This window comes from Variovorax sp. P4_B10 (genome assembly GCF_056402375.1).
Genome location: NZ_JBFUHN010000007.1, coordinates 123,523 through 136,913, shown reverse-complemented (window position 1 = coordinate 136,913; position 13,391 = coordinate 123,523). Strand labels below are relative to the sequence as shown.

The 13,391-nt window shown below is 68.3% G+C and carries 12 protein-coding genes and 1 pseudogene; 10 read left to right on the top strand and 3 right to left on the bottom strand.

Features of this window, described 5'->3' with window-relative positions:
- Positions 1–597 (top strand): annotated as a pseudogene (locus tag AC1DXX_RS06025) (serine/threonine protein kinase); the annotation flags it as partial.
- 22 nt (positions 598–619) lie between these two features.
- Here AC1DXX_RS06025 and AC1DXX_RS06020 read toward each other — a convergent pair.
- On the bottom strand, positions 620–2,158 hold the full coding sequence (locus tag AC1DXX_RS06020; RefSeq protein ID WP_478133259.1) for a YifB family Mg chelatase-like AAA ATPase: 1,539 nt from the start codon (positions 2,156–2,158) through the stop codon (positions 620–622).
- Positions 2,159–2,376: 218 nt separating this feature from the next.
- Between AC1DXX_RS06020 and AC1DXX_RS06015 the strand changes: the two genes are divergently transcribed.
- The 9 genes from AC1DXX_RS06015 (at position 2,377) to AC1DXX_RS05975 (ending at position 11,917) form a co-directional block, all read left to right on the top strand.
- Entirely contained in the window at positions 2,377–3,252 is an 876-nt protein-coding gene (locus AC1DXX_RS06015; protein WP_478133258.1) for a TorF family putative porin, read from the top strand.
- Positions 3,253–3,315: 63 nt separating this feature from the next.
- A complete protein-coding gene (glnK, locus tag AC1DXX_RS06010; protein WP_007833403.1) occupies positions 3,316–3,654 on the top strand; it encodes a P-II family nitrogen regulator in 339 nt (112 codons plus the stop codon).
- Between the two features lie 28 nt (positions 3,655–3,682).
- Positions 3,683–5,227 (top strand): ammonium transporter, encoded by a 1,545-nt coding sequence (locus AC1DXX_RS06005; RefSeq protein ID WP_478133257.1) that lies wholly within the window; start codon positions 3,683–3,685, stop codon positions 5,225–5,227.
- Positions 5,228–5,419: 192 nt separating this feature from the next.
- Positions 5,420–6,346 (top strand): SMP-30/gluconolactonase/LRE family protein, encoded by a 927-nt coding sequence (locus tag AC1DXX_RS06000; protein ID WP_478133256.1) that lies wholly within the window; start codon positions 5,420–5,422, stop codon positions 6,344–6,346.
- 137 nt (positions 6,347–6,483) lie between these two features.
- Positions 6,484–7,365, top strand: coding sequence for a LysR substrate-binding domain-containing protein (locus AC1DXX_RS05995; RefSeq protein WP_478133255.1), 882 nt, complete (start codon positions 6,484–6,486; stop codon positions 7,363–7,365).
- Between the two features lie 128 nt (positions 7,366–7,493).
- Positions 7,494–8,996, top strand: coding sequence for an FAD-linked oxidase C-terminal domain-containing protein (locus AC1DXX_RS05990; protein ID WP_478133254.1), 1,503 nt, complete (start codon positions 7,494–7,496; stop codon positions 8,994–8,996).
- 23 nt (positions 8,997–9,019) lie between these two features.
- Positions 9,020–10,120 (top strand): glycolate oxidase subunit GlcE, encoded by a 1,101-nt coding sequence (gene glcE / locus AC1DXX_RS05985; RefSeq protein ID WP_478133253.1) that lies wholly within the window; start codon positions 9,020–9,022, stop codon positions 10,118–10,120.
- Between the two features lie 19 nt (positions 10,121–10,139).
- Positions 10,140–11,381, top strand: a complete 1,242-nt coding sequence (glcF, locus tag AC1DXX_RS05980; RefSeq protein WP_478133252.1) for a glycolate oxidase subunit GlcF — start codon at positions 10,140–10,142, stop codon at positions 11,379–11,381.
- Positions 11,382–11,479: 98 nt separating this feature from the next.
- Positions 11,480–11,917: a carboxypeptidase-like regulatory domain-containing protein gene (locus AC1DXX_RS05975; RefSeq protein WP_478133251.1), complete on the top strand. Its 438-nt coding sequence runs from the start codon at positions 11,480–11,482 to the stop codon at positions 11,915–11,917.
- Positions 11,918–11,920: 3 nt separating this feature from the next.
- Here AC1DXX_RS05975 and AC1DXX_RS05970 read toward each other — a convergent pair whose 3' ends face one another.
- Both AC1DXX_RS05970 and AC1DXX_RS05965 read right to left on the bottom strand, forming a co-directional pair.
- Positions 11,921–12,409: a glutathione peroxidase gene (locus tag AC1DXX_RS05970; protein WP_478133250.1), complete on the bottom strand. Its 489-nt coding sequence runs from the start codon at positions 12,407–12,409 to the stop codon at positions 11,921–11,923.
- Between the two features lie 12 nt (positions 12,410–12,421).
- Positions 12,422–13,312 carry a DMT family transporter gene (locus tag AC1DXX_RS05965; RefSeq protein ID WP_478133249.1) on the bottom strand — a complete coding sequence of 297 codons (891 nt, stop codon included), beginning with the start codon at positions 13,310–13,312 and terminating at the stop codon, positions 12,422–12,424.
- Positions 13,313–13,391: the final 79 nt, after the last annotated feature.

The following is a 13,391-nucleotide window of genomic DNA, read 5'->3' as shown; positions in this document are numbered from 1 at the left end:
CCGGTGACCGACGGCACGGTGGTCGCCGGTGGCGCCACGCCGCCCGCCGCGCCTGCCAGCGCACCGGCCGGAGGATCGCTGACACCGCTCGAGAACGTGCCGGTCAACAACAACACGCCTGCGGCACCCGCGACCTCACCCGAAGCCGCGCTGGCGACCAGCGAGGTCGAAGACTGGAACCTGGCCCAGGCCGAGAACACGCGCGAAGGCTATGAGGCCTACCTGCGCCGCTACCGGCGCGGTCCCCATGCGCGGGAGGCGCGCAACGCCCTCACCGAGCTGAACCGGTCGTCGCCAACGGTCGCCGTCGGGCCCGGCACGGCGGCGCCCGCCAACGTGCCGACCGTGGTGGCCGGTGGCATGGCGGCGCCCGCTGCCGCACCGGGCATGGGCCGCGTGCAGTTCAACATCCGGCCGTGGGGCCAGGTGCTCGTCGACGGCGCGGACCGCGGCGTGAGCCCGCCGCTCAAGTCGCTCTCGCTGCGTCCGGGCATCTACAACATCGAGGTGCGCAACGGCGACCTCGAGGTGTACCGACAGCGCGTGGCGGTGCAGGACAGCAAGTCAGCCCCCGTGGTGAGTCACGAGTTCAAGTAACGGGCAACAGGCGCCGCGTCGGTCACGCGATGCCGTGCAGTCCCCTGCGGTACTGCACGGCTTCCGCCACGTGCGCGGCCTGCACGGCGTCCGCCGAGGCCAGATCGGCGATCGTGCGTGCCACTTTCAATGCACGGTGCGTGCTGCGCGCCGACCAGCCGAGCTTGGCGGCGGCGTCGTAGATGAACTTGCGTGCCGTGGCGTCCAGTCCGGCATGCCGGTCGATGGCGCTGCCCTGCAACGCCTGGTTGGGGTGCCCCTGGCGCTGCATGGCGCGCTCGCGTGCCGCCATCACGCGGCTGCGGATGCTGCCGGTCGATTCGCCCGCCGGCGCATCGAGCAGCTGCTGCGCCGAAACAGCGGGCACCTCGATGTGCAGGTCGATGCGGTCCAGCAGCGGGCCGCTGAGCTTGCCCTGGTAGCGCGCAACCTGGTCCGGCGTGCAGCGGCAGGTTTTCAGCGCCGACCCCAGGTAGCCGCAAGGGCAAGGATTCATTGCGGCGATCAGCTGGAAGCGCGCGGGGAATTCCGCGCACCGCGCGGCGCGGGCGATCGTGATGGTGCCGGTCTCGAGGGGCTCGCGCAGCGCTTCCAGGGCGGAGCGCGCGAACTCCGGGAATTCGTCGAGGAAGAGAACGCCGTGGTGCGCCCTGGAGATTTCACCCGGCCGCGGTGGCGAGCCGCCGCCCACGAGCGCCACCGCGCTGGAGGTATGGTGCGGCGCCGATGTCGGCCTGCGCATCCATCGTTCGGTTGCGAAGCGCCCGCCCAGGCTGGCCACGGCGGCGCTTTCCAGCGCTTCGTCGATGCTCATCGCCGGCAGCAGGCCGGCAAAGCGCTGCGCGAGCATCGACTTGCCCGAGCCCGGCTCGCCCACCATCAGGAGACTGTGGCCGCCGGCCGCGGCGATCTCGAGCGCGCGCTTGGCGCCGGCATGTCCCTTGACCTCGGCCAGGTCGGCATACGGCGGCGTGGTCGTTCCTGGTGCGGCATGGACGCGCGCCCAGCCGTCGCCCGGCGGTTCGGACAGTGCCGCATCGCCCTCGGCGACGAATTGCCGCACCACATCGAGCAGGTGCCTGGCGCCGTACACCTCGCCGCCGGGCACCAGCGCCGCCTCCTGCGCACTGTCCATGGGCAGCACCAGCCGGGTCGCGACGCGGCCCGTGTGCAGGGCCAGCGCCATGGCGAGCGCGCCTCGTACAGGCCGCAGTTCGCCCGAAAGAGACAGTTCGCCGGCGAACTCGTGCCCGGCCAGCCGGGCCCCTTCGATCTGCCCGCTGGCCGCAAGGATGCCGAGCGCAATCGGCAGGTCGAAGCGGCCGGAATCCTTCGGCAGGTCGGCGGGCGCCAGGTTGACGACGATCTTCTTGTTGCTCGGGAATTCGAGCCCGGCGTTCTGGATCGCCGAGCGCACGCGCTCGCGTGCTTCCTTCACCTCGGTCTCCACCAGACCGACGAGCGTGAAGCTGGGCAAGCCGTTCGCCAGATGCACCTCGACCGTGACACTGGCCGCTTCCAGCCCCAGCAAAGCGCGGCTTTGCACCAAAGACAGACTCATTTTTCTTCCTCTCCCCAAGATGGTGCGTTCATCTTTTTCTGGCCCATGGCGGTGCGGCATGCTGGTGCCCGCAACCGATCGAAACATTCCTTGTAACGAATTGGCGCTCATCGCCGGCCGCGCCTGCCCTCTTGGAGAGGCGACATCTGTGCAGTTTGGCACGCTCCCTGCTTTGAGGGTCTCCAGGTTCCACAACACAACTTGCGAGGAGTTTCCCGATGACGCATCGTTCCGCCGTCCAGGCCCTGATCGTTCTGGCCGCTGCATTGACCACGTCGGGCACCGCCCTGGCGCAGACCGCAACGACGGACGCCGCAGCGGCCGCTCCTGCACCCGCACCGCTCCTGACCGGCAATGTGTCCCTGACCAGCAACTACAAGTTCCGCGGCCAGGACCAGGACATGATCGGTCGCAACGACTACGCCAAGACCAAGGGCTTCAAGCCCGCCATCCAGGGCGGYTTCGACTACGCCTTCGGCGAGAGCGGCTTCTACGTCGGCAACTGGAACTCCAGCGTCAACTGGCTCAAGGGCAACAGCATCGAGAGCGACATCTACGGCGGCTACAAGTTCAAGGCCGGCCCGCTCGACATGGACGTGGGCGCGCTCGCCTACATCTACCCGGGCAACTCCGCGGGCAACACCACCGAGCTCTACGCGGCCACCACCTACGCCAACGAAAGCCTCGGCTCGTTCACCGCCAAGTATTCGCACACTGTCTCCAAGGACTACTTCGGCTACGCAGGCAACAAGGCCGGCTCGGGCCTGAAGGGCCGCAACACCGGCTACCTGAACCTGTCGTACAGCAAGGAAATCGTGCCCAAGGTCACGCTGAAAGCAGCCGTGGGCTACACCCACATGTCCAGCGACATCCGCAGCCTGGGCTACAAGAGCTACGTCGACTACAACGTGGGCGCCTCGTACGACTTCGGCAACGGCCTGTCGCTCACCGGTTCGGTGCAGGGCGCCAACAAGAAGAGCTCGTACGTGGCCGTGGCCAACCCGGGCTACGACTTCGGCTTCGGCACCTTCGGCCAGACGACCTACTCGCCGAACAAGGCGCGCTTCATCCTCACGCTGACGAAGACGCTGTAAATAAAACAACGAGGTGCGGCCCAAGTTGCCGCACCATTTCATTTCCATCCAAAGGAGAAGCTCATGAAGCTGGTCACAGCCATCATCAAACCGTTCAAGCTCGACGAGGTGCGTGAAGCACTGTCGGCGATCGGCGTGCAGGGGATCACCGTCACGGAGGTCAAGGGTTTCGGCCGCCAGAAGGGCCACACCGAGCTCTACCGCGGCGCGGAGTACGTGGTCGACTTCCTGCCCAAGGTCAAGATCGAGGCGGCCGTCTCCGACGACCTCGTCGATCGCGTGATCGAAGCCGTCGAAGGTGCTGCCCGCACCGGCAAGATCGGCGACGGAAAGATCTTTGTCTACAACCTCGAACAGGTCGTACGCATCCGCACTGGCGAAACGGGCCGCGAAGCCCTCTGATCGAGTCTGGCCCGAAAGAACAACGACTATGAAAAAACTGCTTGTCTCTCTTGCGCTCGGCTTGAGCGTTCTCGCCGCCGGCACGTCCGGCTTCGCCCAGACACCCGCGGCCCCCGCGGAAGCACCGGCCGCATCGGCGCCGGCTGCCGCCGCGCCAGCCCCTGCGGCCGCTCCCGCTGCAGCGGCACCCGCAGCAGCCGCACCTGCTGCGGCTGAAGCTGCACCTGCCGCAGCAGCCCCCGCGCCGTCCTTCAACAAGGGCGACACCAGCTGGATGATGCTGTCCACGCTGCTCGTCATCATGATGACCATCCCCGGCCTGGCCCTGTTCTACGGCGGCCTCGTGCGCAGCAAGAACATGCTGTCGGTGCTGATGCAGGTGATGGTCACCTTCTCGCTGATCGTGGTGCTGTGGCTCATCTACGGCTACAGCCTCGCGTTCACCGAGGGGAACGCCTTCTTCGGCGGATTCGACCGGCTCTTCATGAAGGGGATCTTCGATCCGGCCACCGGCGTGTTCGCACCCGGCGCCACCTTCAGCAAGGGCGTCTACATCCCCGAGCTGCTGTTCGCCGCCTTCCAGGCCACCTTCGCCGGCATCACCTGCTGCCTGATCGTCGGTGCCTTCGCCGAGCGCGCCAAGTTCTCGGCCGTGCTGCTGTTCATGGTGATCTGGTTCACCTTCAGCTATGCGCCGCTCGCGCACATGGTCTGGTTCTGGATGGGCCCGGACGCCTACACCGCCGCCAACGTGGTGGATGCACAGAACGCCAAGGCCGGCCTGATCTGGCAGTGGGGCGCGCTCGACTTCGCAGGCGGCACCGTGGTGCACATCAACGCAGCCGTTGCCGGCCTCGTGGGTGCCTTCGTGATCGGCAAGCGCGTCGGCTACGGCAAGGAATCCTTCACGCCGCACTCGCTCACGCTCACCATGGTCGGCGCATCGCTGCTGTGGGTCGGCTGGTTCGGCTTCAACGCAGGTTCGGCCCTCGAAGCCGGCACCAGCGCCGTGCTCGCCTTCATGAACACCTTCTCGGCCACCGCCGCTGCCGTGCTCGCATGGTGCATCGGTGAAGCGCTGATGCGCGGCAAGGCCTCGATGCTGGGTGCCGCTTCGGGCGCCGTGGCAGGTCTCGTGGCCATCACCCCCGCTGCCGGCAACGTCGGCCTGATGGGCGCCCTCGTGATCGGCTTCGTCGCCGGCTTCGCCTGCCTCTGGGGCGTCAACGGCCTCAAGAAGCTGCTCGGTGCGGACGACTCGCTCGACGTGTTCGGCGTGCACGGTGTCGGCGGTATCGTCGGCGCGCTGCTGACCGGCGTGTTCAACACCCAGGCACTCGGCGGCCCCGGCCTCGTGGGCGACTGGGTCACGGCCAGCGTCGTGTCCAACGGCATCGGTGCCCAGGTCTGGATCCAGCTGAAGGGCGTGCTGCTGACCATCGTCTGGTCGGGCGTGGTTGCGTTCATCGCCTTCAAGATCGCCGACCTCACCCTCGGTCTGCGTGTGTCGGAAGAAGAAGAGCGCGAAGGCCTCGACATCTCCGCCCACGGCGAAACCGCATACAACCGTTGATCTGCCACTGCGGCGCCGCCTCCGGGTGGCGCTGCAACCGGACGATCGCCATCCTTTTTTACAAGAACAAATCTTCGTAACGAGTTTTCAAGCGAGAGTCTCCTTTGGATGTTCAGCCCGCGAGCGCTCCGGCGCCAGCGGGCTTTTTTTTGCCCGCCGCTTCGATGGCCCCGGGAGCACAATCGACGCACCATGTGGACCTCCATCGAAGACAGCCTTTGCGAGCTCGGCGAGTCACCGTTCTGGCACCCTGAAGAAAGTTCGCTCTACTGGCTCGACATTCCGGGCCGTGCCGTGTTGCGCACACGCGGCGACATCGGCGCGGCGACGGTCGAGCGATGGCCGCTTCCGACCGAACCCGGCTGCATGGCGCCGGCCCGCAGCGGCGGCCTCGTGATCGCGCTGCGCGACGGCATCTACCGGGCGCGCGAATGGGGCGGCGAACTGGTCGCGATGGCGCGCGTCGAGCACGACGTGCGCACGATGCGCTTCAACGACGGCAAGTGCGATGCGCTGGGCCGCTTCTGGGGCAGTTCGCTCAACGAGGCGAAAGACCGCGCCAACGCCGCGCTCTACTGTTTCGACGCGCGCCCCGACACCGACATCGCGCCCACGCTGACGCAGATGGCCAACGAGTCCACCACCGGCAACGGGCTCGCGTTCTCGCCCGATGCCCGCACCCTCTACTGGGCCGACACCGCCGCGCACGTGGTGTGCGCCTGGGACTGGGACGCCGAGGGCAACTCGCTTTCGCATGCCCGCGTGTTCCACCAGTTCGACACCAAGCCCGAAGGCTGGACCCCCGAGTCGCCCGTGCGCTACGAGGGCCGCCCCGACGGCGCCACCATCGATGCGGCGGGCCACTACTGGGTCGCGATGTTCGAAGGCGCCCAACTGCTGCGCTTCGCGCCCTCGGGCGAGATCGTGGCCTCGATCCCCGTCCCCGTTCAATGTCCGACCATGCCCTGCTTCGGCGGCGACGACCTGAAGACGCTGTTCGTCACCAGCGGCCGCAAGGGCCGGCCCGCCGCAGAGATCGAACAGCGGCCGGCGTCGGGCACGGTGATCTCGATGCGTGTCGATACACCTGGGTTGCCTGTCAGCTTCTTCGAGGACTAGGGTGAATCTTGCTTTTCGATTCGATTCGATCTGAGGTGCGTGGGGCACCTTGTTCAGGGCGTGATCGCTCAGCGCAGCGGTTGATCGGCCAGCACAAGAGCACGCGCCCCGAACAGAAGATCAGAGGGTAGAGCCCCATGGCCCTTCAGCACATCCCGCCCATCCAGTGCCTGCTGACCTTCGAGGCCGTGGCGCGGCTGCGGCACGCGGGCCGCGCGGCGGACGAGTTGTGCGTGACGGCCAGTGCGGTGAGCCACCGCATCCGGCAGCTCGAGTCGCATGTGGGCTTCAAGCTCTTCGGCCGCAGCGACTTCAGCCTGACGGCCGACGGCGCGGCCTACCTCGCAAACGTGCGTACCGGCCTCGCAGCGCTGCAGGCCACGCCGGGCAGCAATGCGGCGCAGCGCGCGACGCGTCTGCGCATCGCCGTCACGCCGACCTTCAGCCGCCAGTTCCTGATGCCCCGGCTCGAACTCTTCCGCAACATCTACCCGGACATCGAACTGGTGCTGCAGGTGTCGATCCCGCTGCTCGACGTGACGGCCGAGCAGGCCGACCTCGAAGTGCGCTACGGCACCGGCGCGTACGCCGACTGCGAGCACCGGCTGCTGCTCGAAGAACAGGTGGTGCCCGCCTGCAGCCCGAGTTACCTCAACGAATTCGGCCCGTTCGACGGCTTCCGCACTGCGGCCGAGATCGCGAGCGCGCGGCTGATCCGCAGCCCGCTCGAACCCTGGGGCACCTGGTTCGCGAGCTGCGGCATCGACCAGCCCGAGCCGAATGTCGGCTCGCAGTTCAACGACCTCGGCCTCGTCTACGACGCGGCGGCGAGCGGCTTCGGGGTGGCGCTGGTGCGCCAGAAGATGGGCGCCGCCTGGTTCGAATCGGGCCGGCTGGTGGCACTCTCCGGGCAGGCCGTGCCATCGCCGCACCGGCACACCATCTGCTGGCAGCCCGGCGCGCTGGAGCGCTGGGAATGCGCGGCCTTTGCCGACTGGCTGGTGCAGAGCCTGCGCTGAGCCGGCCGGCAAAGTTCTCTCAAGCGGCGCGCAAAAAAGCTTCAACCCGAGGGTGCCGCATTTCCGTAGAGTGCCGTACACCACGAGACAACATCCCGCCTGAAGAAGAGAAGAAGAGGCCTTGCCGCATGAATGCGCCGCTCACCGCCGTCCAGCACGATTCGCTACAAAAAACAGAGCGCCAGTCGCAAGTGGTGCGCGCGCTGCAGGCGCACCTGCCCGCGCATGCCCTGATCTGGCATGCCGAAGACACCACGCCCTACGAGTGCGACGGCCTCACCGCCTACCGGCAGCGGCCGCTGGTCGTGGCCCTGCCCGAGACCGAGGCGCAGGTTGCCGCCGTGCTCAAGACCTGTCACCAGCTCGGCGTGCCGGTGGTGGCGCGCGGCGCGGGCACGGGGCTTTCGGGCGGCGCGATGCCGCATGCGCTGGGCGTGACGCTCTCGCTCGCCAAGTTCAACCGCATCCTCGAGATCGACCCGGCGAGCCGCACGGCCGTGGTTCAGTGCGGCGTGCGCAACCTGGCCATCAGCGAAGCCGCTGCGCCGTTCAACCTCTACTACGCACCCGACCCGTCGAGCCAGATCGCCTGCACCATCGGCGGCAACGTGGCCGAGAACTCGGGCGGGGTGCATTGCCTGAAATACGGCCTGACGCTGCACAACGTGCTGCGCGTGCGCGGCTTCACCGCCGAGGGGGAGCCCGTCGAATTCGGCGGCGAGGCGCTCGATGCGCCGGGCCTCGACTTGCTGGCGCTGGTGATCGGCAGCGAAGGCATGCTGGCCGTGACCACCGAGGTCACCGTCAAGCTGGTGCCCAAGCCGCAGCTCGCGCGCTGCATCATGGCCAGCTTCGACGACGTGCGCAAAGCCGGCGACGCGGTGGCCGCGGTGATCGCGGCCGGCATCATCCCGGCGGGGCTCGAGATGATGGACAAGCCGATGACCGCCGCGGTCGAGGACTTCGTGCACGCGGGCTACGACCTCGACGCCGCCGCGATCCTGCTGTGCGAATCCGACGGCACGCTCGAAGAGGTCGAGGAAGAAATCGGCCGCATGACCGCCGTGCTGCGCGCCTCCGGCGCCACCGCCATCGCGGTGAGCAGCAGCGAAGACGAGCGCATGAAATTCTGGAGCGGCCGCAAGAACGCCTTTCCGGCGTCGGGGCGCATCAGCCCCGACTACATGTGCCTCGACTCCACCATCCCGCGCAAGCGGCTCGCGGACATCCTGCTCGCGATCCAGGAGATGGAGAAGAAATACAACCTGCGCTGCTGCAACGTGTTCCACGCCGGCGACGGCAACCTGCATCCGCTGGTGCTGTTCGATGCCAACGACTCCGACGAGCTGCACCGCTGCGAGCTCTTCGGCGCCGACATCCTGGAGACCAGCGTGGCGATGGGCGGCACGGTGTCGGGCGAGCACGGCGTGGGCGTCGAGAAGCTCAACAGCATGTGCGTGCAGTTCACCGCGGCGGAGAACGAGCAGATGTTCGGCGTCAAGCGCGCCTTCGACCCGGCCGGCCTGCTGAACCCCGGCAAGGCGATTCCCACGCTGCAGCGCTGCGCCGAATACGGCAAGCAGGTGGTGCGCGGCGGCCAACTGCCGCACCCCGATCTGCCCCGCTTCTGAGAACGACAACAAGAAAACCGACCATGGATCCAGCCCTCAGCCAGATCGTCGAGCGCATCCGCGCCGCGGCCGCCGATGCCACGCCGCTTTGCATCCGCGGTGGCGGCACGAAAGACTTCCACGGCGAGACGCCGCGCGGCGACCTCCTGAGCACCACCGGGCTCACCGGCATCACGAGCTACGAACCGAGCGAGCTGGTCGTCACCGTGCGCGCCGGCACGCCGCTCGCCGAGCTCGAAGCCACGCTGGCCGAGAAAGGGCAGTGCCTGCCCTTCGAGCCACCGCATTTCGGTGAAAAAGGCGGCGCCGGCACCGTGGGCGGCATGGTCGCCGCCGGCCTCAGCGGCCCGGCGCGCGCCAGTGTCGGTGCGGTGCGCGACTACGTGCTGGGCACCACGCTCGTCAACGGCCGCGGCGAGGTGCTGAGCTTCGGCGGCCAGGTGATGAAGAACGTGGCGGGCTACGACGTCTCGCGCGTGCTCGCCGGATCGCTCGGCACGCTGGGCCTGATCGCCGAGGTGAGCCTCAAGGTGCTGCCCGTCGCGCCGGCCGAGGCCACCCTCGAATTCGCCTGCAGCCAGGCCGATGCGCTGCGCCTGCTCAACGAATGGGGCGGCCGGCCGCTGCCGCTGAATGCGAGCTGCTGGTTCGGGTACGCCGGTGCCGGCGCACTCCGCCTGCGGCTGCGCGGCGCGGTCGCTGCCGTCGAGGCGGCGTGCACGCACCTCGGCGGCGAGCGCAAGGACAACGCGCGTGCCGCCGCCGAGTGGCAGTCGCTGCGCGATCAGCAGCTGCCGTGGTTTGCCACCACGGCCGAGGGACCGGATGCGCTCTGGCGCCTGTCGGTGCCGCAGACCGCGCCGGTGTTCGCCCTCGACGGCAGCGCGCCGCTGATCGAATGGCACGGTGGACAGCGCTGGTACAAGGCGCCGCCCGAACAGGCCGCACGCGTCCGCGGCATCGCGCATGCAGCAGGCGGGCACGCCACGCTGTTCAGGCTGCCTGCCGGGGCCGACATGCGCAGCGTTGCCCCGCGTTTCGATGCACTGAGCGCCCCGCTCGAACGCATCCATCGCGCGCTGATGCGCGAGTTCGATCCGCACCGCCTCTTCGCCGACGCATAACAAGAAACCGACACCCGCGATGCAAACCGAACTCGCCCCTGAATTCCGCGACACCGACGAAGGCCGCGAAGCCGAAGCCATCCTGCGCAAGTGCGTGCACTGCGGCTTCTGCACCGCCACCTGCCCGACCTACCAGCTGCTGGGCGACGAGCTCGACGGTCCGCGCGGACGCATCTACCTCATCAAGCAGGTGCTCGAAGGCAAGACGCCCACGCGCAGCACGCAGCTGCACCTCGACCGCTGCCTGACCTGCCGCAACTGCGAAAGCACCTGCCCGAGCGGCGTGCAGTACGGCAACCTGGTCGACATCGGCCGCAGGATCGTCGACGAGAAGGTGCCGCGCCCCGCGGTGGAGTCGGCCACGCGCTGGCTGCTGAAGGAAGGGCTGCCGTCGCCGCTGTTCGGCCCCGCGATGAAACTCGGCCAGTCGGTGCGCGGCCTGCTGCCCGACGCACTCAAGGCCAAGGTCCCCGCCAGGCAGGAGGCCGGCGCCTGGCCTACCGCCACCCATGCGCGCAAGGTGCTGATGCTCGCGGGCTGCGTGCAGCCGTCGATGATGCCCAACATCAACAGCGCCACCGCGCGCGTGCTCGACGCGGCCGGCATCGAGGCCGTGATCGCGAAGGAGGCCGGCTGCTGCGGCGCCGTGAAGTTCCACCTCAACGACCAGGAGGGCGGCAAGGTGCAGATGCGCGCCAACATCGATGCCTGGTGGCCGCAGGTGGCGCGCCATCCTGACGAAGGTGGGGTCGAAGCCATCGTGATGAACGCCTCGGGCTGCGGCGTCACCGTGCGCGAGTACGGCCACATCCTCCAGCATGACCCGGCCTATGCGGCCAAGGCGGCGCGCATCAGCGAACTGACGCGCGACCTGAGCGAGCTGCTGCCCGACCTCGTTCCCGCATTGAAAGCCCGGGTGCATGCGCCGGCGGGCGTGGTCGCCTACCACCCGCCCTGCACGCTGCAGCACGGCCAGAAGCTGCGCGGCGGTGTCGAGACGCACCTGCGCGCGCTCGGCTTCGACGTGCGCGTGGCCATGAACGAAGCGCACCTGTGCTGCGGCTCGGCCGGCACCTATTCGGTGTTGCAGCCCGAGCTGGCCTACCCGCTGCGCGACCGCAAGCTGGCGCATCTGAAACAGCTTCAGCCCACCACCATCGCCTCGGCCAACATCGGCTGCATCACGCACCTGCAAAGCGGCAGCGGGGACACGCCTGTGCGGCACTGGGTGGAACTGCTGGATGCGGCCCTGGGCAAGTAAGGCCTGATCGCACAGCAACCCGCGCTCTGGTCCGACCCCGCGGCGGAGATTCTGCGCTGCACCATCGGTGACCCGATTCCCCCAAAGGAGAAAGCGTCATGCCCTCTGTTTCTGCCACCCCTGCGTTCGCGAGCCTGCTGCGCATCCTGCTGGCGGGCGCGTGTGCCGTCGGCGCCTTTGCGGCGCAAGCCCAGTCCGCCATGCCGCAATGGAAAGGCGCGGGCGAGGCGCGCTATGTCTGCGGCGGCATCGGATCGGACGAATCGACGGCCATGCGTGCCGCCATGAAGGACCATCCGCTGGCCCTGTTGTTCGCGCGCGCGGACGGTGCCTACATGGCCAATGTCGAGGTCGCCATCAAAGGCGGGGACGCCGGCACCGCCGCCGCGCTTGCATGGCGCGCCAGCGGGCCTGTTTGCCTGGTCGACCTGCCGGCAGGCCGCTACACCATCGATGTCACCGCACCCGGCGGAGAGACCAAGAGCCAGACCGTGACGGTGGGCGGCGGTTCGAAGACCGCCAGCTTCCGATTCTGACGATCAGCCCGCCGCCAGCGCCGCCTCGACATCGCGCGTCATCGAGGCCGGCGTGTCGAGCGGCGCATAGCGCTTGAGCACCGTGCCGTCGCGCCCGATCAGGAACTTGGTGAAGTTCCACTTGATGGCCGTGAGGCCCAGCAGCCCCGGTTTCTCTTTCGTCAGCCACTGGTAGAGCGGCGCGGCGTTGCCGCCGTTGACGTCGATCTTCTCCATCATCGGAAAGCTCACGCCGTAGTTCTTGGTGCAGAAGGCGCCGATTTCCTCGTTGGTGCCCGGGTCCTGGGCGCCGAACTGGTTCGACGGAAAGCCCAGCACCGCCAGGCCCTGGTCGGCGTACTTCTCGTGCAGCGCCTCGAGCCCGGCAAACTGCGGCGTGAAACCGCATTGGCTGGCGGTGTTGACGATCAGCAGCACCTTGCCCTTGAAGGCGGAGAGCTTCACCGGCTTGCCGTCGATCCGGTTGGCCTCGAAGTCGTAGACGCTGGTCATGATGGTTGTTCCTCAGGTGGACACAGAAGCACGATCATCGCCCTGCACCGGCGTTCGTGCAAACGCCGCCCAGACGGCGCCCAGCACGATCAGCGCGCCGCCAACGAGGATGCGCGCGTCCATCGCGGCCGCACCGAGCGCGACCGACGAGACGCTCGCGAACAGCACCTCCGACAGCATGATCACCGAGGTCGCGCTGGCCGTGAGCCGCGCCGCGCCGTACTGCAGGCACACATTGGCGAACACGAAGCCGATGCCCAGCAACGCGGCCCAGCCGATCCAGCCCGCCGAGGCTTGCATCGGCGAACCGATGGCGCCGAGCGCGGTGCCGCCCATCGCCGTGACGCCCGCCACGACGGCACAGCCGGCGAACATCGCCAGCGCGCGCGATTCGCCCGGTGCCTGCCGCAGGTGGCGCAGCGCGATGTTGGTCACCGCGAAGCTGAAGCCGGCCGCGAGGCCGAGCCAATCGGGCAGGCTCGAGGGCACGGGCCAGTCGGCGCCCGGCGTCTTGAGCACCACCACCACGCCGGTGAGCGCCAGCGCCACCCGCGCCAGCGCGCCGCCCGTGGGGCGCTCGCCCAGCAGCACCCAGCCCAGCAGCACGCTCCACAGCGGCATCAGGTAGAACAGCAGCACCACGCGCACCACGTCGCCCTGTGTCACGGCCCAGTTGAAGCCCACGTTGGTGAAGCCTGCCGCCAGCCCCAGCACCGCGAGCATCGGAAACGCCGCGAAGCCCCTCCACGCATGCCGGCGCACGACGCCCATCGCGATGGCGATCGCCAGGTAGATCAGGCAGGTGGTCCACACCGGATGCAGCCCGTGGTTCTCGATATGCCGGAACGGGAACCATGAAACACCCCACACGAAGGCGTTGAAGATCAGTGCAAGTGCGGCCATGAAAATGTTGCTCGCCCCCAGGCTGCGCGCACTTCGTGTCGCTTCGCCAACCCCCTACCGGGGGCAACACCAGCGGCCC

Bases quoted from the DNA above. Each gene is read 5' to 3' on its own strand.
- glnK (WP_007833403.1), top strand. From the start codon at position 3,316: ATGAAGCTGGTCACAGCCATCATCAAACCGTTCAAGCTCGACGAGGTG.
- AC1DXX_RS05965 (WP_478133249.1), bottom strand. From the start codon at position 13,312: ATGGCCGCACTTGCACTGATCTTCAACGCCTTCGTGTGGGGTGTTTCA.
- AC1DXX_RS05975 (WP_478133251.1), top strand. From the start codon at position 11,480: ATGCCCTCTGTTTCTGCCACCCCTGCGTTCGCGAGCCTGCTGCGCATC.
- AC1DXX_RS06020 (WP_478133259.1), bottom strand. From the start codon at position 2,158: ATGAGTCTGTCTTTGGTGCAAAGCCGCGCTTTGCTGGGGCTGGAAGCG.
- AC1DXX_RS06005 (WP_478133257.1), top strand. From the start codon at position 3,683: ATGAAAAAACTGCTTGTCTCTCTTGCGCTCGGCTTGAGCGTTCTCGCC.
- AC1DXX_RS05990 (WP_478133254.1), top strand. From the start codon at position 7,494: ATGAATGCGCCGCTCACCGCCGTCCAGCACGATTCGCTACAAAAAACA.
- glcF (WP_478133252.1), top strand. From the start codon at position 10,140: ATGCAAACCGAACTCGCCCCTGAATTCCGCGACACCGACGAAGGCCGC.
- AC1DXX_RS05995 (WP_478133255.1), top strand. From the start codon at position 6,484: ATGGCCCTTCAGCACATCCCGCCCATCCAGTGCCTGCTGACCTTCGAG.
- AC1DXX_RS05970 (WP_478133250.1), bottom strand. From the start codon at position 12,409: ATGACCAGCGTCTACGACTTCGAGGCCAACCGGATCGACGGCAAGCCG.
- AC1DXX_RS06000 (WP_478133256.1), top strand. From the start codon at position 5,420: ATGTGGACCTCCATCGAAGACAGCCTTTGCGAGCTCGGCGAGTCACCG.
- glcE (WP_478133253.1), top strand. From the start codon at position 9,020: ATGGATCCAGCCCTCAGCCAGATCGTCGAGCGCATCCGCGCCGCGGCC.